The 25,735-nt window shown below is 71.2% G+C and carries 26 protein-coding genes, 1 tRNA gene and 1 other RNA gene; 20 read left to right on the top strand and 8 right to left on the bottom strand.

What is annotated here, in order from left to right; translation table 11 throughout:
- The first annotated feature begins 216 nt into the window (after positions 1–216).
- Positions 217–861, top strand: coding sequence for a ribosome-associated translation inhibitor RaiA (gene raiA / locus O7604_RS04385; RefSeq protein WP_281578934.1), 645 nt, complete (start codon positions 217–219; stop codon positions 859–861).
- Positions 862–902: 41 nt separating this feature from the next.
- On the opposite strand, the gene O7604_RS04380 is transcribed toward raiA, so the two are convergent.
- Together O7604_RS04380 and O7604_RS04375 are read right to left on the bottom strand one after the other, a co-directional pair.
- The gene (locus O7604_RS04380) at positions 903–2,009 is read right to left on the bottom strand and encodes a GNAT family N-acetyltransferase (RefSeq protein ID WP_281578933.1); all 1,107 of its coding nucleotides are present in this window, start codon (positions 2,007–2,009) and stop codon (positions 903–905) included.
- The gene (locus O7604_RS04375) at positions 2,006–3,163 is read right to left on the bottom strand and encodes a GNAT family N-acetyltransferase (protein ID WP_281578932.1); all 1,158 of its coding nucleotides are present in this window, start codon (positions 3,161–3,163) and stop codon (positions 2,006–2,008) included. Before O7604_RS04375 ends, O7604_RS04380 begins: the two co-directional genes overlap by 4 nt.
- Before the next feature lie 169 nt (positions 3,164–3,332).
- Here O7604_RS04375 and secA point away from each other — a divergent pair, with 169 nt between their 5' ends.
- Positions 3,333–6,242 carry a preprotein translocase subunit SecA gene (gene secA, locus O7604_RS04370; RefSeq protein ID WP_281578931.1) on the top strand — a complete coding sequence of 970 codons (2,910 nt, stop codon included), beginning with the start codon at positions 3,333–3,335 and terminating at the stop codon, positions 6,240–6,242.
- 483 nt (positions 6,243–6,725) lie between these two features.
- Here secA and O7604_RS04365 read toward each other — a convergent pair whose 3' ends face one another.
- Together O7604_RS04365 and O7604_RS04360 are read right to left on the bottom strand one after the other, a co-directional pair.
- Positions 6,726–7,304: an Rv3235 family protein gene (locus O7604_RS04365; protein WP_281578930.1), complete on the bottom strand. Its 579-nt coding sequence runs from the start codon at positions 7,302–7,304 to the stop codon at positions 6,726–6,728.
- Between the two features lie 94 nt (positions 7,305–7,398).
- Positions 7,399–7,626, bottom strand: coding sequence for a helix-turn-helix domain-containing protein (locus tag O7604_RS04360; RefSeq protein ID WP_269701998.1), 228 nt, complete (start codon positions 7,624–7,626; stop codon positions 7,399–7,401).
- Between the two features lie 195 nt (positions 7,627–7,821).
- Here O7604_RS04360 and O7604_RS04355 point away from each other — a divergent pair, with 195 nt between their 5' ends.
- Positions 7,822–8,331 (top strand): hypothetical protein, encoded by a 510-nt coding sequence (locus O7604_RS04355; RefSeq protein WP_281578929.1) that lies wholly within the window; start codon positions 7,822–7,824, stop codon positions 8,329–8,331.
- Between the two features lie 2 nt (positions 8,332–8,333).
- On the opposite strand, the gene O7604_RS04350 is transcribed toward O7604_RS04355, so the two are convergent.
- The gene (locus tag O7604_RS04350) at positions 8,334–9,341 is read right to left on the bottom strand and encodes a hypothetical protein (protein ID WP_269706910.1); all 1,008 of its coding nucleotides are present in this window, start codon (positions 9,339–9,341) and stop codon (positions 8,334–8,336) included.
- A gap of 375 nt (positions 9,342–9,716) precedes the next feature.
- Here O7604_RS04350 and pruA point away from each other — a divergent pair, with 375 nt between their 5' ends.
- The 9 genes from pruA (at position 9,717) to O7604_RS04305 (ending at position 17,582) form a co-directional block, all read left to right on the top strand.
- Positions 9,717–11,345 (top strand): L-glutamate gamma-semialdehyde dehydrogenase, encoded by a 1,629-nt coding sequence (gene pruA, locus O7604_RS04345; RefSeq protein ID WP_281578928.1) that lies wholly within the window; start codon positions 9,717–9,719, stop codon positions 11,343–11,345.
- A 135-nt stretch (positions 11,346–11,480) separates the two neighbouring features.
- Positions 11,481–11,996, top strand: coding sequence for a PadR family transcriptional regulator (locus tag O7604_RS04340; protein WP_216932198.1), 516 nt, complete (start codon positions 11,481–11,483; stop codon positions 11,994–11,996).
- 45 nt (positions 11,997–12,041) lie between these two features.
- Entirely contained in the window at positions 12,042–13,163 is a 1,122-nt protein-coding gene (prfB, locus tag O7604_RS04335; RefSeq protein ID WP_128137586.1) for a peptide chain release factor 2, read from the top strand.
- A gap of 118 nt (positions 13,164–13,281) precedes the next feature.
- Positions 13,282–13,962, top strand: coding sequence for a cell division ATP-binding protein FtsE (gene ftsE, locus O7604_RS04330; RefSeq protein WP_013284225.1), 681 nt, complete (start codon positions 13,282–13,284; stop codon positions 13,960–13,962).
- Between the two features lie 64 nt (positions 13,963–14,026).
- Positions 14,027–14,902, top strand: coding sequence for a permease-like cell division protein FtsX (gene ftsX / locus O7604_RS04325; RefSeq protein ID WP_091418746.1), 876 nt, complete (start codon positions 14,027–14,029; stop codon positions 14,900–14,902).
- A 133-nt stretch (positions 14,903–15,035) separates the two neighbouring features.
- The gene (gene smpB, locus O7604_RS04320; RefSeq protein WP_030501421.1) at positions 15,036–15,515 is read left to right on the top strand and encodes an SsrA-binding protein SmpB; all 480 of its coding nucleotides are present in this window, start codon (positions 15,036–15,038) and stop codon (positions 15,513–15,515) included.
- A 103-nt stretch (positions 15,516–15,618) separates the two neighbouring features.
- Positions 15,619–15,994: a transfer-messenger RNA gene (gene ssrA, locus O7604_RS04315) on the top strand.
- A 176-nt stretch (positions 15,995–16,170) separates the two neighbouring features.
- Positions 16,171–16,599 carry a hypothetical protein gene (locus O7604_RS04310; protein ID WP_281578927.1) on the top strand — a complete coding sequence of 143 codons (429 nt, stop codon included), beginning with the start codon at positions 16,171–16,173 and terminating at the stop codon, positions 16,597–16,599.
- A gap of 38 nt (positions 16,600–16,637) precedes the next feature.
- Positions 16,638–17,582 carry a hypothetical protein gene (locus O7604_RS04305; RefSeq protein WP_269701986.1) on the top strand — a complete coding sequence of 315 codons (945 nt, stop codon included), beginning with the start codon at positions 16,638–16,640 and terminating at the stop codon, positions 17,580–17,582.
- Between the two features lie 3 nt (positions 17,583–17,585).
- Here O7604_RS04305 and mdlC read toward each other — a convergent pair whose 3' ends face one another.
- Complete coding sequence (gene mdlC, locus O7604_RS04300) at positions 17,586–19,178, bottom strand: benzoylformate decarboxylase (protein WP_281578926.1); 1,593 nt, start codon at positions 19,176–19,178, stop codon at positions 17,586–17,588.
- A gap of 109 nt (positions 19,179–19,287) precedes the next feature.
- On the bottom strand, positions 19,288–20,088 hold the full coding sequence (locus O7604_RS04295; RefSeq protein ID WP_269701983.1) for an S-methyl-5'-thioadenosine phosphorylase: 801 nt from the start codon (positions 20,086–20,088) through the stop codon (positions 19,288–19,290).
- Positions 20,089–20,236: 148 nt separating this feature from the next.
- On the opposite strand from O7604_RS04295, the gene O7604_RS04290 reads away from it, so the two are divergent.
- The 6 genes from O7604_RS04290 to O7604_RS04265 all read left to right on the top strand — a co-directional run bounded on the left by O7604_RS04290 (position 20,237) and on the right by O7604_RS04265 (position 23,845).
- A complete protein-coding gene (locus tag O7604_RS04290) occupies positions 20,237–20,827 on the top strand; it encodes a YqgE/AlgH family protein (RefSeq protein WP_018787607.1) in 591 nt (196 codons plus the stop codon).
- Between the two features lie 90 nt (positions 20,828–20,917).
- Positions 20,918–20,990, top strand: a tRNA-Ala gene (locus tag O7604_RS04285).
- Between the two features lie 233 nt (positions 20,991–21,223).
- Positions 21,224–21,487 (top strand): PadR family transcriptional regulator, encoded by a 264-nt coding sequence (locus O7604_RS04280; RefSeq protein ID WP_281578925.1) that lies wholly within the window; start codon positions 21,224–21,226, stop codon positions 21,485–21,487.
- 23 nt (positions 21,488–21,510) lie between these two features.
- A complete protein-coding gene (locus tag O7604_RS04275) occupies positions 21,511–22,365 on the top strand; it encodes a hypothetical protein (protein WP_269701979.1) in 855 nt (284 codons plus the stop codon).
- 162 nt (positions 22,366–22,527) lie between these two features.
- Positions 22,528–23,007 carry a hypothetical protein gene (locus O7604_RS04270; RefSeq protein ID WP_269701977.1) on the top strand — a complete coding sequence of 160 codons (480 nt, stop codon included), beginning with the start codon at positions 22,528–22,530 and terminating at the stop codon, positions 23,005–23,007.
- Between the two features lie 358 nt (positions 23,008–23,365).
- The gene (locus tag O7604_RS04265; protein WP_269701975.1) at positions 23,366–23,845 is read left to right on the top strand and encodes a GNAT family N-acetyltransferase; all 480 of its coding nucleotides are present in this window, start codon (positions 23,366–23,368) and stop codon (positions 23,843–23,845) included.
- A 37-nt stretch (positions 23,846–23,882) separates the two neighbouring features.
- Here the strand turns inward: O7604_RS04265 and O7604_RS04260 are convergent, their stop codons facing one another.
- Positions 23,883–24,371: an anthrone oxygenase family protein gene (locus tag O7604_RS04260; protein WP_281578924.1), complete on the bottom strand. Its 489-nt coding sequence runs from the start codon at positions 24,369–24,371 to the stop codon at positions 23,883–23,885.
- 70 nt (positions 24,372–24,441) lie between these two features.
- Here O7604_RS04260 and O7604_RS04255 point away from each other — a divergent pair, with 70 nt between their 5' ends.
- Together O7604_RS04255 and O7604_RS04250 are read left to right on the top strand one after the other, a co-directional pair.
- Complete coding sequence (locus tag O7604_RS04255) at positions 24,442–25,386, top strand: AraC family transcriptional regulator (RefSeq protein WP_281578923.1); 945 nt, start codon at positions 24,442–24,444, stop codon at positions 25,384–25,386.
- Entirely contained in the window at positions 25,383–25,724 is a 342-nt protein-coding gene (locus tag O7604_RS04250) for a VOC family protein (RefSeq protein WP_281578922.1), read from the top strand. The genes O7604_RS04255 and O7604_RS04250 overlap by 4 nt, the downstream gene beginning before the upstream one ends.
- The last annotated feature ends 11 nt before the right edge of the window (positions 25,725–25,735 follow it).

Genomic DNA, 25,735 nt, shown 5'->3' with positions numbered 1-25,735 from the left:
GCTGTTAAATTTCGCGACCGCCTTCGGCAACCAGGGGTGACGGGTGGCCGTACAGGAGTTAGCGTTTCGGTGTCGGGGGTAGTGAGGATCCAACCTTCCCCCGGCACTGGAAGGAGGCGTAGCCGAACAACACCGGTCGACGCCGAGCGGGGCCCTCCCGGGTGCGTCGACCGGATCTGATCCGGACCGAACGACCGTCCGAACAAGGGAGGTCACGTGGACATCGTGGTCAAGGGCCGTAACGTCGAAGTGCCGGACCATTACCGGGTGCACGTAGCCGAGAAGCTCGCGAAAATCGAACGCTACGACCAGAAGCTCATTCGCGTGGACGTCGAGTTGTTCCACGAGCGCAATCCACGCCAGGCGGACACCTGCCAGCGGGTGGAGATCACGTGCGTGACGCGCGGCCCGGTGATCCGGGCCGAGGCCTGCACGAACGACTTCTACAGCGCGCTCGACGCCGCCATCGCCAAGCTGGACACGCGATTCCGGCGCGCGGCGGACCGTCGCCGGGTACACCGCGGGCGGCATGCGCCGATCTCCGTGGCCGCCGCGACCGCCGGCCTGCCCGTGGCCGACCTCGACGGCCCCGGCCTGGCGGCGCTCGACGGCACCGGCACCGCCACAGCGGTCGCCGAACGGCCCGACGAGGGCAGCTACAGCGAACCCGACGACCAGCCGTGGCACATCGCCCGGGCGAAGGTCCACCCCGCCGAACCGATGACCGTCGACGACGCGCTGTTCCAGATGGAACTGGTCGGTCACGACTTCTACCTGTTCCAGGACAAGGAGTCCGGCCGCCCGAGCGTGGTCTACCGGCGGCACGCGTACGACTACGGGATCATCCAGCTCGACGCGTGACCCCTTGACCGGTGAGGACGGGCCCCGCGTGGGGCCCGTCCTCAGTTCTCGTCGGCGGCCAGCCGGCCGTAGACCACCGAGTCGACGCGGACGCCGTCCGGGCCCGGCAGCCGGCCGCGCAACAGCCCTTCCCGCCGGAAGCCGGCCCGTTCCAGCACCCGCTGCGAGGCGATGTTGTCCGGCCGTGTGCCGGCCCAGAGCCGGGCCACCCCGATGCCGAACGCCCACCCGGCGACCAGCCGGACCGTCCGGGCCGCCAGCCCGCGCCCGCGCGCCTCGGGCAGCAGGCTGTAGCCGATCATCGCCTGGCCGGTGGCGGGCTCGTCGTAGAACAACGCGCAGCCGCCCACCACAGCGCCGGTGGCAGCGTCGAGGATCGCCAGGTCGGCGGCCTCGCCGGCCAGCCAGCGGCTCGCCGCCAGCCGGCAGCGGCGCGCGAGCGCCGCCCGCTGCGGCGGCACCGGCGGCACCCGGTTCGCCACCACCTCCGGCAGCGAGTGCAGCCGGTACAGCGCGTCCGTGTCCGCCGGCTCCACCGGGCGCAGCGTCACCACGCCGTCGGTGAGCCGGCCGTCCGGCAGGTCCGGCAGCAGGCGGGCGACCGGCCCGGGCGGGTCGTCGGCCACCCGCACCCAGGCGATCAGATCCTGGCGTACGCCGCCCGCGTCCGTGCCCGCCGCCCGGCGTACGCCCTCGTGCCGGTAGCCGCAGGCCAGGGCAATGCGCTGGCTCGCCACGTTCTCGGTCCGGGTCAGCAGTTCCAGCCGGGCCGCCCCGGCGGCGAACGCCCGCTCGGTCAGCAGCCGGGTGGCGGCCGTGGCCACACCCCGGCCGCGCGCCGCCGGTCCCACCCAGTAGCCGATCTCGTACGTCGCCCGCTCCGCGCTGAGCCGGGTCAGACCGATGCTGCCGAGCAGCCGGTCGCTGTCCGGGTCGGCGATCGTGTACGCGGACCCACCCGCCGCCCACGCGGCCGGCGCGCCCTCGGTGATCCACCAGCGGGCGGCGTCTTCGTCGTAGGGATCGGGCAGCAGGGGCATGAACCGGCGGATCTCCGGGTCGGCGCACCCGGCCACCATGTCCGGTACGTCCGCGAGGTGGCACGGCCGCAGCCGTACGCCGTACCCCTCGATCGTCTCCGGCGTCACGTCAGGTCACCCGGCAGCAGGGCGCCGATCCAGACGTCCTGCCGCTCGCCGCGGTGCTGGACGCCGCCGCGCAGCGTGCCCTCGACGGTGAAACCGGCCTTCTCGGCGGCCCGCCGGGAGGCGGTGTTGCCCACGTTCGCGCGCCACTCGATCCGGGCCAGGCCGAGCGTGGTGAAGCCCCAGGCGCAGACAGCGGTGAGCGCGGCCGGCAGGTAGCCCCGGCCGCGGGCGTGCGGCGCGGTCATGTAGCCCACGTCGGCCACCAGCGGGTCGTTGGGGAGGATGCGCAGGTCGATCGAGGCGACGTAGGTGTCGTCCGGGTCGGCCACGGCGAACGTCGCGGCGGTGCCCCGCGCCCAGGCCGGGCGCACCAGGTCGCGCAGGAAACCCTCCGCGTGCTCCGGCCGGTACGGGTGCGGCACCGTGGTCCAGCGGATCGTCTGCTCGTCCTGGCAGGTACGGGTCACCGCGGCCAGGTCGCGTTCCTCCAGCGCCCGCAGTCGCAGCTCGGTGGCCCCGGCGGTGGCGAACAGGACCGGCTGCGGCCGGCCGAAGACCGCCGCGCGGCGGGCCTGGAGCGTGTCCGGGCCGTAGGGGACCGGGTCGCCCGCAGCGGCGACCTCGCCGGGGAGCAGCGAGCCGATCCAGCCCTCGGGCCGGCCACCCTCGGAGGGGTGGGCCAAACGCAGCTCACCCTCGATCCGGAAGCCGGCGCGCAGCGCGACCAGCCGGGAGGCGTGGTTGCCGATCTCGGCCTGCCAGGTGAGCCGGCGCAGCTTGAGCGCGTCGAACGCCCAGCGGGCGAGCGCGCGGGTGGCGCGGACCGCGACGCCCCGGCCCCGGGCCCACGGCGCGGTCCAGTAGCCCACCTCGGCCGAGTCCCGCGCGCGGTCGACGGAGACCAGGCCGAACGAGGCGAGCAGCTCACCGGTGCCGGCGTCGCAGACCGCGAACAGCGCCCCGGTGCCCTCGGCCCAGGCGGTGGCGCTGATCGTGGTGACGTACTCGGTCGCGTGCTCCGGCAGGTACGGGCGAGGTACGGTGGTCCAGCGCTGGATGTCCGGATCCTGGCAGGCGCGGTACACCGCGTCGGCGTCCTCCGCACGCCACGGGCGCAGCAGCAGGCCGTCCTCGATGATCTCCACAGGCTCCATCCGAGCCATCGTGCCGGATCGTTCGCGCACGGCGTAACCCGATTAGCGGCCGGTGGCGGACGGTCGCGGCGTTATGTCGGGTTCCGGGGCCCGGACCGCCGCCACCAGTGACCATCGTCGCGTCGGAGCGCCTACGATGGTTCGAGACCGTCTAGGGGAGCGTTGATCCGTGTCGATTCTGGAAAAGTTCCTTCGCGCCGGCGAGGGCCGCATGGTGCGTCGGCTGAAGGCCATCGCTGCCGCCGTCAACTCGATCGAGGACGACTACGTCAACCTCAGCGACGACGAGCTGAGCGCCATGACCGAGCAGTTCAAGGAGCGGCTCGAGGATGGCGAGACCCTCGACGACCTGCTGCCCGAGGCGTTCGCGGTGTGCCGCGAGGCCGCCTCGCGGGTGCTCGGCCAGCGCCCCTACGACGTCCAGGTGATGGGTGGCGCGGCGCTGCACTTCGGCAACATCGCCGAGATGAAGACCGGTGAGGGCAAGACGCTCACCTCGGTCATGCCGGTCTACCTGAACGCGCTCGCCGGCAAGGGCGTGCACGTGATCACCGTGAACGACTACCTGGCCGAGCGCGACGCCGCCTGGATGGGCCGCGTCCACGAGTTCCTCGGCCTGCGCGTCGGCGTGGTGCTGCCCAACCGGCCCGCGAGCGAGCACCGCGCGGCCTACGAGTGCGACATCACCTACGGCACGAACAACGAGTTCGGCTTCGACTACCTGCGCGACAACATGGCCTGGTCGAAGGACGAGCTGGTCCAGCGCGGCCACTTCTTCGCCGTGGTCGACGAGGTCGACTCGATCCTGATCGACGAGGCGCGTACCCCGCTGATCATCTCCGGTCCGGCCGAGCACTCCGCCCGGTGGTACCAGGAGTTCGCCACGGTGGTGGCCCGGCTCCAGCCCGGCACCGACGGCGAGGGCGACTACGAGGTCGACTACGCCAAGCGCACCATCGCGATCACCGAGCGCGGCGTGGCCAAGGTGGAGGACCGCCTGGGCATCGACAACCTCTACGAGTCGGTGAACACCCCGCTGGTGGGCTACCTGAACAACGCGATCAAGGCCAAGGAGCTCTACAAGCGCGACAAGGACTACATCGTCAACGACGGTGAGGTCCTGATCGTCGACGAGTTCACCGGCCGCATCCTGCACGGCCGCCGCTACAACGAGGGCATGCACCAGGCGATCGAGGCCAAGGAGGGGGTGGAGATCAAGCAGGAGAACCAGACCCTGGCCACCATCACCCTCCAGAACTACTTCCGCCTCTACGAGAAGCTCTCCGGCATGACCGGTACCGCCCAGACCGAGGCGGGCGAGTTCAACAAGGTCTACAAGGTCGGCGTCGTGACCATCCCGACGCACCGGCCGATGGTCCGGCTCGACCGGCCCGACGTCATCTACAAGACCGAGAAGGCCAAGTTCAACGCCGTCGTCGAGGACATCGCCGAGCGGCACGAGCAGGGCCAGCCGGTGCTGGTCGGCACCGTCTCGGTGGAGAACTCCGAGATCCTGTCGCACATGCTGCGCCGCCGCGGCATCCCGCACTCGGTGCTGAACGCGAAGTTCCACGCCAAGGAAGCGGAGATCGTCGCGCAGGCCGGGCGCAAGGGCGCGGTCACCGTCGCGACCAACATGGCCGGCCGTGGTACGGACATCCTGCTCGGCGGCAACCCCGAGTTCCTCGCCGCGAACGAGCTGCGCCAGCGCGGGCTCGACCCGGTCGAGCAGCCGGAGGAGTACGCCAAGGCTCTGGAGGAGATCCTTCCGACCTGGAAGCAGGCGTGCGACGCCGAGGCGGAGGAGGTGGCCGCCGCCGGTGGGCTCTACGTGCTGGGCACCGAGCGGCACGAGTCCCGCCGGATCGACAACCAGCTGCGCGGTCGCGCCGGCCGGCAGGGTGACCCGGGCGAGTCCCGCTTCTACCTGTCGCTACAGGACGAGCTGATGAAGCGCTTCCGGGCCGGCGCGGTCGAGGCGGTGATGGACCGCTTCAACATCCCGGAGGACGTGCCCATCGAGTCGAAGATGGTCACCCGCCAGATCAGGAGCGCCCAGGCCCAGATCGAGGGCCAGAACGCCGAGATCCGCAAGAACGTCCTCAAGTACGACGAGGTGCTGAACAAGCAGCGCCAGGTGATCTACGCCGAGCGCCTCCGGGTGCTCAACGGTGAGGACCTGTCCGACCAGGTCCGCAACATGATCGACGACGTGGTGACCGCGTACGTGGTCGGCGCGACGAGCGACGGCTACGCCGAGGACTGGGACCTCGAGCAGCTCTGGTCGAGCCTGAAGCAGCTCTACCCGGTCGGGATCACCATCGACGAGCTGGAGGAGGAGGTCGGTTCCCGCTCCGGCATCGACCAGGACTTCCTGCTCGCCCGCCTCAAGGAGGACGCGCACGCCGCGTACGACAAGCGTGAGGAGAACCTCGGCGAGGAGGCGGTACGCCAGCTCGAGCGCATGGTCCTGCTCCAGGTGATCGACCGTAAGTGGCGCGAGCACCTCTACGAGATGGACTACCTCCAGGAGGGCATCAGCCTGCGGGCGTACGCCCAGCGCGACCCGGTCATCGAGTACCAGCGCGAGGGCTTCGACATGTTCGCCTCCATGATGGACGGCATCAAGGAGGAGACGGTCGGCTTCCTCTACAACCTGGAGGTGCAGGTCGAGGAGGCGGAGCCGGAGGCCGAGGAGGTCGCACTGCTGGAGAAGCCGGTGGAGATCCGGGCCAAGGGTCTCAACCGCGCGCCGCAGCAGCAGGGCCTGCAGTACTCCGCACCGTCGGTGGACGGCGAGGCCGGCCGGGGAGCCCCGGTGATCGAGCGGCCCGAGCAGCAGGCGCCGGCGCTCGGCATCGGCCAGCAGTCCTCCGAGCGCCCGGCCGCCTCCACGTCGCGCCGCACGCCGGGTGCGGCGGCCGGGGCGAGCGGCCAGGCGGTCGCCGCGAGCACCGCCCGGCGGGCCGCCCCGGGCCAGGTCGACGGCGGCGAGGGCCCGTCCCGTAACGCGCCCTGCCCGTGTGGCTCGGGCCGCAAGTACAAGCGCTGCCACGGTTCGCCCAACGGCGGCAACTGACCCCCGAACGAGCGCCCCGACGGGCCCCGGCCTCCCGGCCGGGGCCCCTCGCCCGTCCCCGCCCGCCCGGCCTGCCCCGCGATCTTGCAGTTTCGGCCCTCATCGTGCCCGTTTCGTGCCGTTATCGGGGGACCGAAAGTGCAAGATCGCCGCCGGTGGAGGCGCGGGTGTGGGCCGGAGATCCTCGTGCGGCTGGTTGCCGCGACGAGCCTTCCGTCAGGCGAGACTCACGTTCCGCGTGGTGGGATTGGCGAAGATCTTGGTACCAAATGGCCCCTCTGGGGGCCGTTTGGTACCAAGATCTCGCCGGGAGCCGGGAGCCGGGAGCCGGGAGCCGGGAGCCGGGAGCCGGGAGCCGGGAGCCGGGAGCCGGGAGCCGGGAGCCGGGAGCCGGGAGCCGGGAGCCGGGAGCCTGCGCCCGCTCACGGATCGGCTCGGGTGGCCGCGTCACGTCCAGCCAGGTCCGGGGGTGACGACGAGGGCTCAGAGGACGTCGAGGACGAGGCACAGCCAGGTGCCTCGGCGGCGTTCCAGGCGTATCGCGACGGCCCAGCTCGCGCCACCGGCGCCGGCGAACACGGCGGTGGCCTCGACCGCACCCGCTCGGGGTTCGCAGACCCGCAGGCGCCGCAGCAGCAGGGCTGGCCGGGCGGTACGGCGGCGGACCGGGGTCACCCGGCGGGCCGCCCGGGTCAGCTCGGCCGCGACCGGGCCGGCCGACTCGGGCACGCAGAGCGGCCGGAGCTGGCCGGGTGGCCGGAAGCCGTTGACGATCTCCAGGAAGGTGCGGACGAACCGGTGCGCGGCCCGGGCTCCCTCGGGCGTGGCGGACGCGAGGGCTGACGCGGGGGTGCCGGTCCAGCGTGGCCAGGCGACCGCCGGGTCCGGGGCGCGACCGGCGGGGCGTGCGGGGGCACCTCGGCGCGGATCGGTCAGGTCGAGGGTGAGCTGCCCGACGGGACTCCACAGCGGCTCCTCGTCGACGCAGGGCGGGTCGAGCGGCGGGGCGGGCCGGAGACGGACCGGCGGGCGGGTTGCGCGGGGACGGCGGGTGTCGACCATCTCAGATCCTTGCGTTTGCCTTCGTTTGCCTCCGACAACTCTCATCTTCCCGGACGTGTGTGACGGTCGTCAATGGCCCACGGTCAGCGGGGAGTCACTCGTCGTCCCGGTCGCCGAGCGGGTTGCCGCGTACCCACTCGGCGGTCTCGGCGTACTTGCGCTCGATGTATTCCTCCAGCCGGGCGCGCTCGACCCGCCACTGGCCCCGGCCGCCGATCTTGATCGCGGGCAGTTCGCCGCTGCGGACCATGTGGTAGACCTGCGAGTCCGAGACGTTCAGCTCGGCGGCGACGTCGGACAGCAGCAGGAACCTCGACTCCACGGTGACTCCCGGGGTTGATTGCGTTTGCTTAAGTTTGCCATCACCGGGTGACGTCGCCGCATGCCCGTTCGGGAGACACACCGGCGGGAGACTTCACCCGCGCCGGTGCCGGGTGTATGACGGTCTCGGCGTACGGCATGATCGGCGCCCGGAGTCGGCGTCCGCCGACGATCGGCCTGAGTGTGGGAGTGACCGGTGACCGACGAGCTTGTCCGGGTGTACCTGCCGGCGACCGTTCCCATGCTCGCCCGGCTGCGCGAGGAGGGGCTGAGCGCCGAGGCGGCGCACGCCGTGACCCCGGAGCTGCGCGAGTGGTACGCCGAGGGCGACGAGGAGGAACTGGAGTACGTGGCCTTCACCCGGGCCGCCCAGGACGCGCTGCTCCTGCTCCGGCACGACCCCGCCGCGCCCCGACGACGGGTGGTGGTCTCGGCCGACCTGCCGGCCCGTGCGGTCGGGCGGGTCGGCGGCGAGCTGGGGTCGAGCGTGGTCCGGCCGGCCGGGCCGGTGCCGGTGAAGTCGGTCGCCGCGCTGCACGTGGACGGCACGGACGCGGTCGAGGACGTGGCCGCCGCCGTCGACGTGGTGGTGGAGGCCCAGGCCGGCGACCCGGACGCCCAGTTCACCGTCGACGGCGCCGAGGACCACGAACTGGAGTGGTACGACGTGACCGAGCTGGACCTGCTGCTGCGCGAGGCCGGCTGACGTCAGGCCGTGGGCTCGCCCTCGTCGTCGTCCTGCGGGCGCGGGTCGAGCGTGCGTCCGAAGACGATGAGCGTGGTCAGCGCGCCGACGAAGAGCACCCAGATCCCGTTGTCCACCCGCGAGGTGCCGAGCGCGGTCTGCGCCACCTCGTCGGCCTCGCTGAGCGCTGCGGCCAGGTCGAGCAGCCCGCGCCCGCCGATCCGGATGATCACCTCGGTGAGCAGCAGGAGCAGGCCTGCGCCCGCTCCGGCCACCAGGTACGCCGGCCAGCGCAGCGGCGACGCCACGCCGTCGCGGCGCTCCGCCCGGCGCCGGGACCAGGTGAGATAGAGGTACGCGGCCAGGCCGGCGAGGAGTCCGGCGAGCAACGATTCGGTACGCGAGACCCACTTCGCCGCGTCGAGCACGGACTGCTGGGTCTCCCCGGCGCCGAACAGGTCGGAGAGCGGGTCGCGGGCGCGGCTGAACAGCACCACGAAGATCTGCGCGGTGAGGGTCGCGAGGGTGATCGCGCCGACCACCCGGGCCTGGCGCGCGCCGGCCATCGCCCCGCCGATGATCGCGGCTGCCGCAGCGGTGCCGGCGATGGTGTTCGTGGTGGCGTTGTCCGCGTACGTCAGGTTGATCGCCACCGCGGTGACGAGCCCGACCAGGAGGCCGGTGCCGACGGCGGCCAGGAAGCGGAGCGTGGCGCGGCCCAGCCGGTTGGTCGCGAGCAGGGCGACGGTGGCGCCGGTGACGAGCGCCGCGGTGATGACGCCGGGCAGCGCGTACGCGGAGAGACTGATCGCGGTGACGCCGGCAGCCGTGGAGTGGATCGCCTCGCGGGTGGACCAGAGCATGGCGGCGAGCCAGCCGATCGAGACCAGGGCGAGCGCGACGGCACCGGGGGCGAACTCCGGGCGCCCGGTCGAGGCGGCCTCGTCCGTGGTCGCCTCGCCGGCTGACGGCTCGACGGCCTCGGGCTCGTCCGTCTCCGCGGCCGCGGAGCTGCCGGGCTGGTTGCTCATCGTCTCCCCTTCGACGGTCGCCGGATCGCCCCGCGCCGGGCCGGGCAGGTCACCGGTCATCCAGCGTACGCGGCGTGCCGCCGCTGCTCGGGCGGGCGGGGCTCGGGTCGCCCTCGGACGACGCGCGCCGAAGGATCAACGACGTGTTGTCGCGTACTCCGATGTTTCGTCGGTTGTGGGTGGGCTGCGGCCGAAGCTCCGGAGACGGCCGGGCTGTCCGGTGTCTCGGGCAGGCGCGTCCCGCGGGGCCGCCTCGTGACAGAATCGGGCCAGGTCCCGCCGCCGCCCCACCCCGCGGTGTCCGGCGTCCGGCCACCCGGCCGGCGCCCGCGGGTCCGGTTTCGCCGTCGCCGTCGAGATCGCCAGGAGCCTGAGATGGACGCCGTGTTCTCCGTACCCGAGCCGCTCAACGAGCCGGTGCATAACTACGAGCCCGGCAGCGCCGACCGGGAACGGCTCCAGCGGCGGCTGGCTGAACTGGCCGCCGAGCGGATCGAGCTGCCGATGACGATCGCCGGCGAGCGGCGGATGGCCGGCGGCGCGTCGATCGACGTGGTGCAGCCGCACAAGCACGCGCACGTCCTCGGCGTCACCGGGCACGCCACCCACGACGACGCCCGCGCCGCCGTGCAGGCCGCCAAGGACGCCGCCCCGATGTGGCGCGCGCTGCCGTTCGAGGAGCGGGCCGCGATCTTCCTGCGCGCGGCCGACCTGCTGGCCGGCCCCTGGCGGGACACGCTCAACGCGGCCACCATGCTCGGTCAGTCCAAGACCGCCGTCCAGGCCGAGATCGACTCGGCGTGCGAGCTGATCGACTTCCTCCGCTTCAACGTGCACTTCGCCCGGCGGCTCCTGGCCGAGCAGCCGCTGTCCTCGTCCGGGGTCTGGAACCGCCTCGACCACCGGCCGCTGGAGGGCTTCGTCTACGCGATCACCCCGTTCAACTTCACCGCGATCGCCGGCAACCTGCCGTCCGCGCCGGCCATGCTCGGCAACACGGTGGTCTGGAAGCCGTCCCCGACGCAGCAGTTCGCGGCGCACTTCACCATGCGCCTGTTCGAGGCCGCCGGCCTGCCGCCCGGCGTGATCAACATGGTCACCGGGCGCGGCGAGGAGGTCTCCGAGGTGGTCCTCGCCGACCCGGATCTCGCCGGCATCCACTTCACCGGCTCGACGAAGGTGTTCCAGCACCTGTGGAAGACCGTCGGCGACAACATCGCCCGCTACCGGGGCTACCCCCGGCTGGTCGGCGAGACCGGCGGCAAGGACTTCGTGGTGGCGCACACCAGCGCCGACGTGGACGCGCTGCACACCGCGCTGATCCGGGGCGCCTACGAGTACCAGGGGCAGAAGTGCTCGGCCGCCTCGCGGGCGTACGTCCCGCGCTCGATCTGGGAGGCTGGGCTGCGCGACCGGCTCGCCGCCACCGCCGACTCGCTTACCTACGGCGACGTGACCGACTTCAGCAACTTCGGCGGCGCGGTGATCGACGACAAGGCGTTCGGCCGGCACACCGCCGCGCTGGAGCTGATCAAGGGTGACGACTCCTGCCGCATCCTGGCCGGGGGCACCGCCGACGACTCGGTCGGCTGGTTCGTCCGGCCGACGCTGTTCGAGTGCTCCGACGCCGCGCACGAGACGTTCACCACCGAGTACTTCGGGCCGATCCTCGGCGTGCACGTCTTCGACGACGCCCGCTTCGACGAGGTGGTCGCCCAGGCCGAGTCGATCGCGCCGTACGCGCTGACCGGGTCGATCTTCGCGACCGATCGCCGGGTGGTCGACCAGGTGGCGGAGAAGATGCGGTACGCGGCGGGCAACTTCTACATCAACGACAAGCCGACCGGCGCGGTGGTCGGGCAGCAGCCGTTCGGCGGCGCCCGGGCCAGCGGCACCAACGACAAGGCGGGTTCCTGGCACAACCTGGTCCGCTGGATGTCGCCGCGGACGATCAAGGAGACGTTCGTTCCGCCGACCGATCACGGCTACCCGCACATGGGCTGAGGCACTCGCCGGAGGGCCCGTCCCGGCCGGGGCGGGCCCTCTTCCTCATCCGACAGTGCACATCGGACCCGTCATCGGGTGCCGAAATGAGCAAATCCTGGACGCCAGAGCCGACAAAGTGGCAGCTTAGAGGGCATGGCGGAATCCGGAGTCAACCCGACGGCAGCAGCTCTGCTCGGTCTGCTGCACGACGGCCCGATGACTGGCGGCCAGTTGATGGCCGCCGCTGAGCGCCGGCTGGCGCCGTACTGGTCGATGACCCGCAGTCAGGTCTACCGGGAGCTGCCGGTCCTGGCCGAGAAGGGTCTGGTGCGTCTCGGTAAGCCCGGGCCGCGGATGAGCCAGCCGTACGCGCTGACGGCGGCCGGGAAACGGACATTCTCCCGCTGGCTGGCGGAGAATCCCGGCAAGGACACCATCCGTAACCCGATAGCGCTACGGATCGCGTTCGGCAACCTGCACTCGTCGAGCCAGCTCAAGAACCTGTACGCCTCGGCGAACGAGTACCACACCGAGGCCCTGGCGGCGGTGCGGGAGCAGGTCAAGAACGCCAAGAAGGAAGGCGACAGCTACGACGCCAGCGCGCTGGAGTTCGCCGTCGCCTACCACAAGGCGGCGCTGTCCTGGCTGAAGACCGCGCCGGTCGGCTGACCACCTGCAACAGGTTGACGGAACGACGCAGTAGTCTTGTCTGTCGTGACCGCTGCCGATTACGCCGAACAGCTCAAGGAACTCGACGCCACGCTGCGCAACATCGAGGCTGTGCTCGACCTCGACAAGCTGCGCGAGCAGAAGGCCCGGCTGGAGCAGGAGGCCTCCGCGCCCGACCTCTGGGACGACCAGGCCAAGGCGCAGCAGGTGACGTCGCAGCTGTCGTACGTCAACGGCGAGATCACCAAGCTCGGTGACCTGCGCTCCCGGCTCGACGACGCCGGGGTGTTGCTGGAGCTGGCCCAGGCCGAGGACGACCCGGGCGTGCTGACCGAGGTCGAGTCGGAGATCGCCGGGCTGACCAAGGCCATCCAGGAGATGGAGGTCCGCACGCTGCTCTCCGGCGAGTACGACTCGCGGGAGGCGCTCGTCGCGATCCGGGCCGGCGCCGGTGGCGTGGACGCCGCCGACTTCGCCGAGATGCTGCTGCGGATGTACCTGCGCTGGGCCGAGCGGCACGGCTACCCGACCGAGGTCTACGAGACCTCGTACGCCGAGGAGGCGGGCCTGAAGTCGGCCACCTTCACGGTGAAGGTGCCCTACGCCTACGGCACGCTGAGCGTGGAGTCCGGCACGCACCGGCTGGTGCGGATCAGCCCGTTCGACAACCAGGGCCGCCGGCAGACCAGCTTCGCCGGGGTCGAGGTGCTGCCGGTCACCGAGCAGACCGACCACATCGACATCCCGGAGAACGAGGTCCGGGTGGACGTCTACCGGTCCTCCGGGCCGGGTGGGCAGAGCGTCAACACCACCGACTCGGCGGTGCGGCTGACCCACATCCCCACCGGCATCGTGGTGACCTGCCAGAACGAGAAGTCCCAGCTGCAGAACAAGGCCTCCGCGATGCGGGTGCTCCAGGCCCGGCTGCTGGAGCGCAAGCGGCAGGAGGAGGAGGAGAAGCTGGCCGGCCTGAAGACCGGCAGCACCAGCTCGTGGGGCGACCAGATGCGCTCGTACGTCCTGCACCCGTATCAGATGGTGAAGGATCTGCGTACCGAACAGGAGACGGGCAATCCGTCCTCGGTCTTCGACGGTGACCTGGACAGCTTCATCGAGGCGGGAATCCGCTGGCGGAAGCAGCAGCAGCTCAGCGCTGACAGTGCGTGATCACGATTGGACGCAGCGCGTCATCGATCTCGGTCTGACCGGGTAAATCGATGACGCGCACCGCTTCTGCGGGGCGTGGGGCTTGGCTCTGCGGTTACACCGCGTAGACTACCGACCCGTGATTCAGCTTGAGCAAGTGACGAAGACGTACCCGAAGGCGTCCCGGCCTTCGCTCGACAACGTGTCCGTCTCGATCGAGAAGGGCGAGTTCGTCTTCTTCATCGGTCCATCCGGCTCCGGCAAGTCCACCATCATCAAGTTGCTGCTGCACGAGGTCACGCCCAACAAGGGCCGGGTCGTCGTCAACGGCAAGGACGTCACGTCGATGCGTTCCTGGAAGCGACCCCACTTCCGGCGTTCCATCGGCTGCGTCTTCCAGGACTTCCGGTTGCTGCCGAACCGCACGGCGTACGAGAACGTGGCGTTCGCGCTGGAGGTGATCGGTAAGACGAAGGCGGTCGCCCGCCGGGTCGTGCCGGAGGTGCTGGAGCTGGTCGGTCTCGGCGGCAAGGAGCACCGCTACCCGCACGAGCTGTCCGGTGGTGAGCAGCAGCGTGTCGCGGTGGCCCGGGCGTTCGTCAACCGGCCGCTGATCCTGCTGGCCGACGAGCCGACCGGAAACCTGGACCCGGACACCTCGATCGAGATCATGCGCCTGCTGGACCGGATCAACCGCACCGGCACGACCGTCGTGATGGTCACGCACGACTCCAACATCGTGAACCAGATGCGGCGCCGGGTCATCGAGATCGAGAGCGGCCGCATCGTGCGCGACCAGGCCCGGGGCGTCTACGGCTGAGCCGGACGACGTTCCGTAGACCCTGACGACGAAACCTCACGCCGGAGAGCCGGAGGATATCCCGATGCGGATGAAGTACGTCCTGTCCGAAGTACTGGTCGGGCTGTGGCGCAACGTCACCATGACCATCGCCATGATCATCACAATGGCGGTGTCGCTGTTCATGCTGGGCGGCAGCGGCCTTCTCTACCAGAAGGTCGGCGACATGAAGGACCTCTACTACGAGAACGTCGAGGTCTCGATCTTCCTGAAGACCGATGCCACCAAGGAACAGGTCGACGCGCTGGGTCAGCAGCTCGGCCAGGACCCGCTGGTCAAGGACTCGACGTACGTCAACAAGGAGCAGGCGTACGAGCGCTTCCAGCAGATGTACGCCGACGCCCCGGACCTGGTCAGCGCCGTCAAGCCGGACCAGCTTCCCGAGTCGTACCGGGTGAAGCTGAACGACCCGGAGCAGTACAAGGCGATCTACGACAAGTACAAGGCCACCGAGGGCATCGACACGATCGTCGACCAGAGCAAGCTGCTCGACAAGGTCTTCGGCGTGCTGAGCGGCTTCCAGAACGGAGCGCTCGCGATCGCCACCGTGATGGCCATCGCCGCCCTGCTGCTCGTCGCGAACACCATCCAGGTCGCCGCCTACAGCAAGCGGCGTGAGGTGGCGGTCATGAAGCTCGTCGGCGCGTCGAACTGGTTCATCCAGGCGCCGTTCGTGCTGGAGGCGGTGGTGGCCGGTCTGTTCGGCTCCATCCTCGGCCTGCTCGCGTTGATCGGAGTGAAGGTGGTGGCGGCCGGCAGCTCGATGGCCGCCCTGGAGGGCCTGATCACCCCGATCTCCTGGTCCGAGATCTTCCTGACCTTCCCGCTGATGGCCGCCGTCGGTGGCGTGGTCAGCGCGGTCACCGCCTGGGTCACGCTCCGCTTCTACCTGCGGGTCTAGCCACCTCGTACGGCTCACCGAGGGCCCTTCCGCGCCGGAATAAACGGCGCGGGAGGGCCCTTGTGGTTCCGGTAGCATGATCTCCGCTCGCCGGCCGGTGGCCGGCGAGTCGATCAGGAAGGGGGTGGCGCCGATGCCACGGGAAAAGGGTCGCAAGGTGGTCGCCTCCAACAAGAAGGCACGCCACGACTACGCCATCCTCGACACGTACGAGGCGGGCATGGCGCTCACCGGCACCGAGGTCAAGTCGCTGCGGGCCGGGCGGGCGTCGCTCGTGGACGCGTTCGCCCAGGAGCGCGACGGCGAGATCTACCTGCACGCCATGCACATCCCGGAGTACGCGCAGGGCACCTGGACCAACCACGAGCCCCGGCGCACCCGCAAGCTGCTGCTCAACCGGATCGAGATCGACCGGCTGCTGGGCAAGCTCAAGGAGAGCGGCCTGACGCTGGTGCCGTTGCAGGTCTACTTCTCCGACGGCTGGGCGAAGGTGGAGATCGGCCTGGCCCGGGGTAAGAAGTCGTACGACAAGCGCCAGGACCTGGCGAAGCGGGACGCCGCCAAGGAGATCGCCCGGGCGGTGGGCCGGCGCGGCAAGGGCATGGCTGAGTGATTCGTCCGGTTCGTCCGGTAGTCCGCGTCGGGTGGGCCTCGGGATGAAACCGGTTGCGCCAGGCGTTAGGCTTGGTGTGCTGCCGACAGGGGCAGCGCTACGAGGGGGTGACTGGTTTCGACTTCGTACGCAGCGACAGGGGAAGCGAGCCGAGGAAGCCGACGTCGTCTCGAGAATCGGTCGTCGGAAACCAATAAGCGCCAAGAACAATCGCGCTGACTTCGCTCTCGCCGCCTGAGGCGAGTAGCAAGTCTGTCGGCCTGGGAGCGCCTTCGACCCAGTTAGCCGGCATCAGCTAGAAGGCTGGCCAATCGGACCCGGTCGCGGGGTCCGTGCGGCGAGATCAATCAGCGACTGGGCCCGTCACACCAACTTGCTCGCGTGAGCGGTGGGGCCGAGTAGAGGCATAGCGAGCTGCGCTCGGAGAAGCCCTGACAAACCGGCGAAGGACCCGGGTTCGATTCCCGGCACCTCCACCACACAGACTGTGCGCCCCGTCCACCCGGACCGGGGCGCACAGTCGTCTGAGGCTCCTGGGCCCTCTGGGGCCGCTGGGGCCAGAGGGACAGATGAGGCGGCGCCGACCGCTGGACAGCGCCGGAAACCGGGTCCACCATCGCCATACGGGTTCGCACCCAGCAGCGGGAGGTGTCCCATGGTCACCAGTCCGATCCAGCAGCCGACCGCCGTACTCCCGAGCGCCTCCGGTGACCTGCGCGCCCTCGGGCGGGCGCTGGCCATAGCCGGGCCGCGTTGGCGGGAGCGACTTCTCACCGATCTGGACCCCGTCCGGCGGGGGTTCACCGAACACGTCCGCGTCACCGAGGGAGCCGGCGGCCACTACGCCGACCTGGTGCGCGCCGCGCCACGCCTGGACCGGGGCGTACGCCTGCTCGTCGGCGAGCACGCCGCGATCAGCGCGGCGCTCGCCGCGCTCCAGCACGCCGTACGCCTGCCCGGGGTGTCCGCCGCGGAGGTGCGGGCCCGCACCCGCGACCTGCTGCGCGCGCTGGACCGGCACCGGCGGCACGGCGCGGACCTGCTCTGGGAGGCGTACCAGGCCGATCTCGGCGGCGAGGACTGAGCGCGGAACCGTCCGGGACCGGCACGCGTCCAACGGGTATGCGTCGCGTGCTCGCCCTGCTCGGGATCCCGTTGCTGGCCCTCTCCGCCTGCGCCACGCCCGGCGCCGCTCCCGTCCGGACGCCGCCCACCGGCCCGGACCAGCGCCCCGCGTTCACCGAGCGGGCGCAGGAGGTGGCCGCCGGCTGGCGACCCGTGCCGGGCTGGCGCGACGGGTACGTGCCGCTTCAGGAGCCGACGGTGCTCACCGGCGACCCGGGCGCCAGCGACGAGGCGAAGACGGCGTTCAGCGCCGGCTGGTACCGGGACCAGATCCCGATCCCGGCCGCCGTACCGAAGGACGGCACGATCCGGTTCCCCGACGGCACACTGCGGGTGCCGCTGGTGAGCGCCGCCGACGCGTACGCCCAGCTCCGTCAGGGCGACCCACCGCCGTGCGACGGGCGGCCGGCGGCGCCGGACCCGGCACCGACCGGGCGGCCCGGCCCGAACGACCCGGTGTCGACGTCGGCGCCGACGCCGTGCGTCGCGCTCACCGTGACCGGGGTACGGCTGGGCAGCGCGCCGATGTGGACCAGCCGAGGGCGTGCCGAGGTGCCCGCCTGGCTGTTCACAGTGGACGAGCTGGCCGTACCCGTGGCGCGGGTCGCTGTCGCGCCGCGCGTGACCGGCCGGGTTCCCGGCGGCGCGGTGCCCGGCACGCCGCTCCCGGCGGGCCTGGTGTCCGCGCAGCAGCTGCGGGCGGTCGAGGGCAACCGCATCGACTACGTGCTCGGCGTCGGCGCCTGCGACAGTCCGCCCACCCCGCTCGTGCTGGAACGGCCGGACGTGGTGGTGATCGGCGGCGCCGTGGTCTCGCCCACCGGCCCGTGCACCATGCAGCTGGTGATGAAGCCGGTGAGCGTCACGCTCGCCGCGCCGGTGGGCGGGCGCGTGGTGCTCGACGCCGGCAGCGGCGCCCCGCTGATCGTCCAGCCCGGCTGAGGCTCACAGGATCCGTGGCACGTCGGTGCTGATCGGCACCGGCAGCACCGTCGGCCGGTCCGCGGTGAGCGCCGCCTCCAGTGCCGCGCCGAGCCCGTCGAGCGTGGTCACCTCACCGGCGCAGCCGTAGCCGTGCGCCACCGCCGTGACGTCCAGTCCCGGCAGGTCCAGCGCCGGCACACCAGGGGTGTGCTTCAGCTCGGCGAACGCCTTCAGGATCGCGTACTGCTGATTCACCGGGACCACGACGGCGAGCGGCAGCCGCAGCCGCGCCGCCGTCCACAACGCCTGGACCGAGTAGTGGAACGAGCCGTCGCCGACCACCGCGACGACCGGGCGGCCGCGCCCGGTGTCGCGTTCGGCGAGCGCCATGCCGACCGCCGCCGGCAGCCCGAAGCCGAGGCCGCCGCTGGCCATCGTCAGGTACGAGCGCGGCCGCTCGATCGGCAGCCGGCGGCGCAGCGCGGCCAGGTTGGACGGCGACTCCTGCACCAGCACCCCGTCCGCCGGCCACGCGTCCGCCAGCGCGGCGAACAGCGCGTCGGCGCTCGGCGGGTCGGTCGGCTCCGGCGGGGCCGGTTGCGGGCGCGGTGACGGCGCCTGTCGGTCGGTCGGCGGCAGCAGCTCGCACAGCGCGGCCATGGTCAGGCGAGCGTCGCCGAGCAGGCTCTCCCCGACCGGGGCGCGCGCCGCCTCGTCCGGGTCGTCGGTGACGTGCAGCAGCCGCGCGTCGCCGGGCAGGTAGTCGCCCGGCACGTGCGGGTAGTAGCGGAACACCGGCGCGCCCACCACCAGCACCACGTCGTGGCCGCGCAACGCCTCCGACAAGGGCCCGATCGCGTACGGCAGCACGCCGCGGAAGTGCGGATGCCGTTCGGGGAACACGGCTCGCTCCGGCGCCGGGGCGGCCCAGACCGGCGCGGCCAGGCGCTCGGCCAGCGCTACCGCGTCCGGCCAGGCGTCCGACCGGTCCACCGCCGCGCCGAGCACCAGCGCCGGAGCGCGGGCAGCGGCCAGCGCCTCGGCGAAGCCGCGCAGCCGGTCCGGGTCCGGCGCGATCCGGGTGGCGACGGTACGCACCTGCGGCGGCGGATCGGCCGGGCGGTCCCAGTCGTCCATCGGCAGGGAGAGGAACACCGGCCCGGCCGGGGGTTGCACCGCCGAGGCGTACGCCCGCATGAAGGCCGCCGGGATGTCCTGCGCGCGGGCCGGTTCGTGGGCCCACTTGACGTACGGCTGGGCCAGCTCGACCGCCCGGGGGCTGGCCAGACGCGGCTCGATCAGCAGCATCTCGCGGGTCTGCTGACCGGCGCTGACGATCAGCGGGGTCCGGTTGTGCCAGGCGGTGACCAGGTTGCCCATGCCGTTGCCGGTGCCCGGAGCGGTGTGCAGGTTGACGTGCGCGGGCCGGCCGGTGCCCTGGGCGTAGCCGTCGGCCATCGCGACCGCCGACGCCTCCTGGAGCGCGTGCACGTAGTGGAAGTCGGCCGGGAACTCCTGCAGGAACGGCTCCTCGGTCGAGCCGGGGTTGCCGAAGACAGTGGTCAGGCCGAGTGCGCGCAGCAGGTCGTAGGTCGCCTCCCGCACCGTCGCCATCGCCGGCTGCCTCCGTTCCACGCGCGGATGCCGGAGACGGCCCGGTGCCCTGTCCCCCGACCAGCCGAATCTATCGGGCCGAAGCCGGCTTTTCGGGCGCTTCCCGCGCTCAGGGCAGCGGGAACGGCAGCTTGATCCCGTCCAGCGCGTTCCCGCACTCGCACTCCCGCTCGGCCGGCAGCGCCGCGACGGCGTCCAGCAGCAGCCCGCGCAGCCGGTCGGTGTTCTCCGCGAAGACCCGGAACACCTCCTCGTGGGTGACCGACTCGCCCGCCTCGACGCCCGCGTCCAGGTCCGTCACCAGCGCAATGGACGTGTAGCAGAGGGCCAGCTCGCGGGCGAGCACCGCCTCCGGGTGGCCGGTCATGTTGACGATCGTGCCGCCCATCGAGGCGAACCAGCGCGACTCCGCTCGGGTCGAGAAGCGCGGACCCTCGACCACGACCACCGTCCCGCCGTCCACCGCCGGTACGCCCCGCCCGGCCGCCGTGTCCAGCAGCGTGCGCCGCCCGGCCGGGCAGTACGGATCGGCGAACGAGACGTGCACCGCACCCCTGTCGTAGTACGTCTGCGTGCGCCCGCTGGTGCGGTCGATCAACTGATCCGGCACCACGAACGTCCCCGGACCCAGCTCCGGCCGCAGGCCGCCCACCGCGCAGGGTGCCAGCACCTGGCGTACGCCCAGCGACCGCAGCGCCCACAGGTTCGCCCGGTACGGGATCAGGTGCGGCGGGTAGCGGTGATCGCGCCCGTGGCGGGGCAGGAACGCCACCCGCCGACCGCCCACCTCGGCGACGGTGATCGGGCCCGACGGCTCGCCGTACGGGGTGTCCACCACGTGCTCCACCCCGTCGAGCAGGGCGTAGAGTCCCGACCCGCCGATCACTGCCAGTTCGGCCTGCGCCGCCATCCGGCCCTCCCTCGATCCGTCGCGATCACCCGCCGTCAGACCTTAACCAGCGGGCCGGACGCAGGCTATGGTGCGTGACATGGCGTTGACAGGGTGGACGGTCGACAGCCTCGGGCCCGTACGGGCACACGGCTGACGGGTGTCGGAGATGCAGGGTGAGGGGCAGGCGATCGGTGGCCGAGCCATGGAGTCGATGACCGGACGACTGCTGGTCGCGACACCCGGGCTCAAGGATCCGAACTTCGACCGTACGGTCGTGCTGCTCGTCGCCCACGAACCCGGCGGCGCCCTCGGGGTGGTGCTGAACCGGGCCACCGAGGTCTCGGTGGCCGACGTGCTCGGCGACTGGAGCGACCTGGCCGGCGACCCGGCGGTGCTGTTCGAGGGCGGCCCGGTGCAGCCCGACTCGGCCATCTGCCTGGCCCGCATGCGACACCCCGTCCGCCCGGTCAAGGGCTTCCACCGCGTCTCCGGCGCGGTCGGCACCATCGACCTCTCGGTCGACCCGGAGAAGCTGCGCGAGGCCGTCGGCGGGATCCGGGTGTTCGCCGGCTACTCCGGCTGGGGTGCCGGGCAGGTGGAGCGTGAGATCGAGGAGGGCTCCTGGTTCGTGTTCGACGCCCTGCCCGGTGACGCCTTCGTCGACCGGCCGGATGATCTCTGGCCGATGGTGCTGCGCCGGCAGGGCGGCATGATGGCGGCGGTGGCCCACTTCCCGCCGGACGTGGCACTGAACTGAGCCGGGTGCGGGGCACCCCCCGCGAGATGACCATGCCGGTCGGCGTGTGTATAGTTCTCTCCGTGCCCGGGCGACCGGGGACGACCGCAAGGGGCCGTGGCGCAGCTGGTAGCGCACCACACTGGCAGTGTGGGGGTCAGGGGTTCGAGTCCCCTCGGCTCCACCCTTAGCGATCAGGGCGTCTGTCGGAAGCGGCGGGCGCCCTTCGTCGTCTCTGGAACCGGGTGCAGGAAAGCCGGTTCGCCTCGTTCCGTGGCACGTCTTCCTCCCCTCCTTCCTCGCGCCGAGGGCTTGACACTGCCTGTCCGTCGATGGATGCTACGTTCAACGTAATAGGAGGGCGCGATGGTAGGCCTCTCTGACCTTGGACGATTCTCCGAACCGGCTCTTCTTGTCATGATCAGCCTTGCCGCCGGCCCGGCGCACGGCTACGCCATTCAGCGAGATATCGCCGAGCTGACCAGTGAGCGCCCAGGACCTGGGACCCTGTACGGTGCAATCCGCCGTCTCGAGGAACATGGCTATATCGAGGCCCTGCCCGCGCTTGAGCGACGTAAGCCCTATCAGCTGACGACCGCGGGCCGGGAGGCGCTCGGCGTCGAGCTGCGGCGCATGCGGTCAGTGGCAGCACGAGGCCTGACTCGTCTGGGGTTGGCGTGATGCTGGCTGTTCGACGAGCTTCTATGGTGCGCCTGGCGTTGGCGATGTATCCGAAGGCTGTTCGTGAGCGTTACGGCGAGGAGATCGCCGAGTTGTTGACCGAATCGTCCAGGCCGGCGCGCGACCTTGCCGACGTCGCGTGGTGTGCCCTCATCGAGCAGGGGAGCCTTATGTCCGTGCCACAGTCGCGCTCGCGCGTACCCAGGGCGGCCGGTGTGCTGGTTGTTCCACTGGTGCTCGGCGTGGCGCTGCTGATTGCTGCGTCCGTCAGCATCCTTGTCGTGGCCACCATCGACGGGGGTGCCAGTCAGGCGGTCGTTGCCTCGGTGACTGCGCTCGGCGTCGTGCCGGTGATCGCCGCCGCCGCCTGGCTGGGGTGGCGGGTGAGCCGGGAGCCGTCAATGTCGCGCTGGCTGTGGATCGTTCCGGCTCTACTTGCCTCCGGCATCCTCGCCCTGTCGTCGGTTCCCATTGTGGGGGAGGCTCTCGGAGAAGCCAGGCTGGCCGTCGCCGCCGCTACCGTCTCGTGGGGACTGCTGCTGACCGCACTGGTGATGGTCGTGGCGCGACTCACGCCACGACTTCCGTGGTCCTTCGTCCTTCTTGCGATGGTCATCGCAGGAATCGCCGTATTGGATTTGACTTTTGTCGCCTACGCTGCCTTCGACTCGACGGATGGCGCACCGGCGTCCTACTGGTGGTATCCGATGACCCTGGCGGCATACGACTTCGGTTCGCCCGGCGCCGCCGCGGACCTGGCTGAGCAACTCAAGGGCCTTCCCGCTTTGCTTACCACCTGTACCGCATTCACCTTGTCTCTCGCGGGTGCCATTGCTCGTCGTGTTCCGCGTACCACGCCTGTCCCTGCGGTGAGATGATTCGGATTTTTCGGACCATCGAAAAAAATGACTACTGATCGTACGGGCGGGGCAGCGCAGCGAAGCATGCGCATGCGAAAATCTCTCGTGGCGCTCTGAGATCCAGATCGCCGTCACGGGAGGATGCACATGTCTGTTATCAAGTTCCGATCCGCTCCATCGTTGGTGGCGCTGGCCGCTGTCGCCTCGCTGGGGACGGCGGTCCTCGGTGGCCCTGCCTCGGCCGCCCCCTCTGCGCCGCTTCCGGCGTCCTCGGACGACGTTCAGCCGATGGTCGTGGGCGGAGACGTTATCCGGCATGACAGCATCCAGGGCCTGGTCATCGCCAAGGGCCTCAGCTTCAGCCCGAATGGGCAGGGCGGCAACTGCGATGTCTGGAACAAGAACGCTGGCTCGACCTACAACTACCTGGACAGCAACAACAACTGCACAACTGCCAGCATGAACGGCCGTACTTACAGTTGGACCGTCTGGAACGACACCGATGTCTTCACGATGCAGAGCGAGGCGTACTGGGTGCAATCCCGCGACGGCTCCTGGCGTCGAGTGGGCGCTAACGTCTACACCCGGATTCAGGACAACGAGAATGCTCACTGCTACCGCGAATCAGACGGCGTAAATTGCTACGTCTCGCTCGGCTGATCTGAGGGTCGTCGCAGCTGGCCGGCAAAATCGTCGACCAGCTGCGACGCTCACCCGGCGCATTTGCTTATCGCTGATACGCTCCCGGCGGCCTGTCGGAAATGGGCTTGACGGTTGCGGAAATTCAGCACTTGTCCTGTCGATTGCGTCCATGGCCTGACGAAGGGCCGGTCGCTGAACGGCGCGGGCCGGAGTTGGCCGATGATCCCTACTGGCTGCGCCGAGCATGTCGCAATCCTGCCGGAGGGGAGCGGGGGCGACGTTGCGGCGGAGATGCTGGCCAGCGTCGGCCGAATGTCGGATCAGCGGGCATGCCCTGCAGAGGATGATCATGAGGTCCTACGCGAGGGAGAGTACCGTGAACGACGCCATCCGCATCCGACAGGCCGGCCCGGACGACGCGGCCGTGGTGGACGCCCTGGTCCGGGAGATCGCTGCCCACGAGGGCGAGAGCGAGCACGTCGGCACCAGCCCTGACCGGTGGCGTGAGGTGCTCGGCCGTGCCGACGTGACGGTCCTGCTGGCCGAGCGGGACGGCGAGGTGCTCGGCTACGTCTCCGCGCAGCGGCGCCTGCACATGTGGAGCGGTGAGGACATCCTCGCGCTCGACGACCTGTTCGTCCGCGCCGAGGCGCGGGACGGCGGCGTGGGGCGGCACCTCATGGTCGCGCTGGCCGAGCGGGCCGCCGCCGACCGGCTCGTCATCCGCTGGGAGGTGAAGCCGGAGAACGAGGCCGCGCAGCGCTTCTACCGCCGGCTCGGCGGGACGCTCTTCCCGAAGGTGGTCGTCCGCTGGCTGCCGGAGAGCTACCTGCCGCTGACCGAAGACCGGTCGTAGCAGACTGGCCGGAGCCGTTTCCGCCGGCCCGAGCGGCTCAACCGGTCGCCCGGCCCGCGAGCACCAGCGCCCAGCACAACGCGCCGAACCCGGCAGTGCTCGCCAGCGTCCGGACCACGTTCCAGGTGACCCAGGCGGACTCGAAGCGCTCCCGTGCCGCACCGAGATCCGCCGTACCGGCCGCCGCGAGCGCGTCGTTCAACGGCACGTTCACCGCCACCGTGACGACGAACATCACCAGGTACAGGGCCAGCCCGGCGATGATCCACGGCAGCGCCGGCCTGGTCGCCCCGCGCCACGCCGGCACCGCCGCGAGCGCTGCGAGCACCGGCGTACCCAGGAACGCCAGCAGGAACCAGCCGTTGACGATGGTGACGTTGATGCGCTGCATCGCGTCCACGAACGTGCGGTCGTCCGCGCCGCGCAGCGCCGGCATCACGGCGTACGCGAACGCGGCGAACAGGCCCGCCATCAGGCCGGCCCCGACTGTGGCGCCGACCAGCGTCAGTTGTTGTACGAGTCGCATGTCCTCATCGAACCGCCGCGCGGTGAGACGGCCCATGGTCAGGACGCGCGATCCTGTGTTCAATCGTCTCGTGGACGCCGTCTCCGGCCTGCTCGACGGTCCCCGGGCGCGGGGCGCCTTCCTGCTGCGCTCGATCCTCACCCCGCCCTGGTCGATGTTGATCCGGGACGAGGCGCCGCTCACGCTTGTCGCCGTGGTGCGGGGCGACGGCTGGATCGTGCCGGAGGAGGGTGACGCCGCGCGGCTGACCGCCGGTGACGTGGCGATCGTGCGCGGGCCGGCCCCGTACACCGTGGCGGACGATCCGGCCACGGCGCCGCAGGTGGTGGTGCACCCGGGTCAGCGCTGCACCACGCCGGACGGACGCGAGCTGTTCGCGATGACCCGGTGGGGCGTACGCACCTGGGGCAACGGGCCGGACGGCCGGACCGTGCTGCTCACCGGCACGTACCCGGTGCGGGGGACGGTCGGGCGGCGGCTGCTGGACGCGCTGCCGCCGCTCGCGGTGGTGCGGCGCGAGTCCTGGGACACACCGCTGGTGCCGCTGCTGGCCGCGGAGATCGTCAAGGACGACCCCGGTCAGGAGGCGGTGCTGGACCGCCTGCTCGACCTGCTGCTCATCGCCGCGCTGCGGGAGTGGCTCGCCCGGCCGGGCGCCGCCGCGCCCGCCTGGTACCGGGCGTACGCCGATCCGGTGGTCGGCCGCGCGCTGCGGATGCTGCACCACGACCCGGCCCGGCCGTGGACGGTGGCGTCGCTCGCCGTGGAGGTGGGGATGTCCCGGGCGGCGCTGGCCCGGCGCTTCACCGCGCTGCTCGGTGAGCCGCCCATGGCGTACCTGACGGGCTGGCGGCTGGCGCTCGCGGCCGACCTGCTCCGCGAGCCCGGCGCAACCGTCGGCGCGGTCGCCCGCCGAGTCGGCTACGGCTCTTCGTTCGCCCTGAGTGCGGCGTTCAAACGCCGGTACGGCGTGAGCCCGCGCGGCCACGTCGACGCCGCTAGATTGACCGGATGACTGTCGACCTGTTCGCCGGCGTCCCGGTGCGCGACCTCGCGGTGGCGACGGACTGGTACGAGCGCCTGCTCGGCGCGCCGCCGCAGTTCCTGCCGAACGACCACGAGGCGGTGTGGGAGCTGGCCGAGCACCGGTACCTCTACATCGAGGTGCGGCCCGGGCACGCCGGGCATGCCATGCAGACGGTCTTCGTCGACGATCTCGACTCCCGCGTCGCGGCGATCGCCGACCGTGGTCTGACGCCGTCCTCGCGGGAGACCTACGACAACGGCGTCCGCAAGGTGATCTTCCACGACCCGGACGGCAACGAGATCGGCTTCGGCGGCGGCCCGGCCTGACCGGGCCGGCC

It is taken from the genome of Micromonospora sp. WMMA1947, from assembly GCF_027497355.1.
In the GTDB taxonomy this organism is placed as follows: domain Bacteria; phylum Actinomycetota; class Actinomycetes; order Mycobacteriales; family Micromonosporaceae; genus Micromonospora.
The sequence above is the reverse complement of the archived record's forward strand: the minus strand, read 5'-3'. Positions and strand labels throughout refer to the sequence as shown.